2 protein-coding genes are annotated in these 1,787 nt (G+C 49.6%); both read left to right on the forward strand.

From position 1 onward, the window contains the following. Nucleotides 1-92: 92 nt before the first annotated feature. On the forward strand, nt 93-1,292 hold the full coding sequence (locus tag R8N49_RS24520) for a phage portal protein (RefSeq protein WP_318190147.1): 1,200 nt from the start codon (nt 93-95) through the stop codon (nt 1,290-1,292). Next, on the forward strand, nt 1,285-1,787 hold a 503-nt coding region (locus R8N49_RS24525), incomplete at its 3' end, for an HK97 family phage prohead protease (protein ID WP_318190148.1). The genes R8N49_RS24520 and R8N49_RS24525, both read left to right, overlap by 8 nt.

Genomic DNA, 1,787 nt, shown 5'->3' on the forward strand with positions numbered 1-1,787 from the left:
TCTCAAATTCGGGTTGTCGGATACCTTAATGTTTGGCGGAACTATGTTGTTGATTTTTGCCTTATTGGCATTAAGAACACTAGGGGGCCGCCATGCTTGATTTGTTATTTGAAACCCGCTCAAACCCTGAAGACCCATCCGTCCCCCTGTCTGAAATAGATCCAGCCGATTGGGGTGGTGGTTCTGGTGTTAGCGTGGAATCAGCCATGGGGTTATCGGCGGTATACTCCTGTATTGGTGTGCTTGGTCGCTCTATGGGCCAACTGCCTTTGCATGTGATGCGCCGTGACTCTAATGGAGTTGTCTCTCGTGCAACGGATCACCCCGTTTACTATCTACTGCATGATGAGCCTAACCCGTTTCAAACCAGTTATGACTGGCGCGAGTCAGGCATGGTTCACGTCAGCGGTTGGGGTAACCACTACACCGAAATCGTGCGCCACCCCCGTTCGGGTGAAGTACGTGAACTCGGGTTAATTCGGCCTTGGGAGTCTAATTTAACCAAAACCAATTCCGGACGTTACACCTACGCGGTGACCGCTGAAGACACGCTGGCAAGGGCCGTCAGTCCTGAAGACATGATCCATATTAAGGCGATTGGTTCTGATGGCAAAGTGGGGAAAAGCCCCATTGCCCAGTGTAGAGAAGCGTTTGCACTTGGCCTAGAAACCCAAGGTTATGGTAACCAGTTCTTCCGAAGTGGGGGCAAGCCAACCGGTATTGTCTCCGTTAAATCGCAATTAGAGGAAAAGAGCTGGAAACGCTTACTTGATCGCTGGCGAACGTCAAAAGCGGAGATGCAAAGCAACGATAACAAAACGTTGTTTTTGCCATCTGAACTGGCATATCAGTCGATCACCATCCCGCCAGAAGATGCTCAGTTTCTGGAAACACGAAAATTCAGTCGTTCAGAAGTTGCTGGTATCTACAACGTGCCGGCACACATGATTAACGACTTGGAAAAAGCCACCTTCTCTAACATCTCAGAGCAGGCTATTCAGTTCGTTCGTCACACCATGATCCCATGGGTTGTGAAGTGGGAGCAGGAACTCAACCGAAAACTATTCACTGAACAAGAGCGACGCGCTGGGTATTACGTCAAGTTCAACCTAAACGGTCTGTTACGCGGCACTGCCCAAGAGCGTGCTGAGTTCTATTCGAAAGCCATTCGCGATGGTTGGATGACACGCAACCAAGTACGAGAGCTGGAAGATATGAACCAAGCCGATGGTTTGGGTACCTATCTGTTAAGCGCAGATCTTCAACAAAAAGAGGCCAACCCAAATGAGTAAAAACCTCAATGAGATTTTTATCCGTAGCGATGAAATCAAAATTGAAAAACGTGAGGACGGAGAGGGACCACGTATCGTCGGGTACGCGGCCAAATTCAATACTCGCAGTAATAACCTTGGCGGCTTTGTTGAAGTGATCGCCCCAGGTGCGTTTGATGACGTTCTGGACGACGACGTTCGAGCCCTGTTTAACCATGACCGGAACTTTGTTTTAGGTCGAACCAAAGCCGGAACGCTCGAGCTGACTGTTGACGAAGTTGGTTTGCGTTACGAGATCACCCCGCCAGATACCCAAACGGTACGAGACATGGTGATAGAACCAATGGACCGTGGTGATGTAAACCAAAGCTCCTTTGCGTTTCGTTTGCCTTCAGACGGTTATCGATGGGATGAGGGGGAGGATGGGGTATATATCCGCACAATCACCCGCGTTTCAAAACTGTTGGATGTCAGCCCAGTGACCTATCCAGCCTACAACGACACCGAAGCCAGTAC

The organism is Vibrio sp. 1978 (genome assembly GCF_033344345.1).

Excerpts from the sequence above, each read along its gene's own strand:
- R8N49_RS24520 (WP_318190147.1), top strand. The coding sequence starts at position 93 with ATGCTTGATTTGTTATTTGAAACCCGCTCAAACCCTGAAGACCCATCC.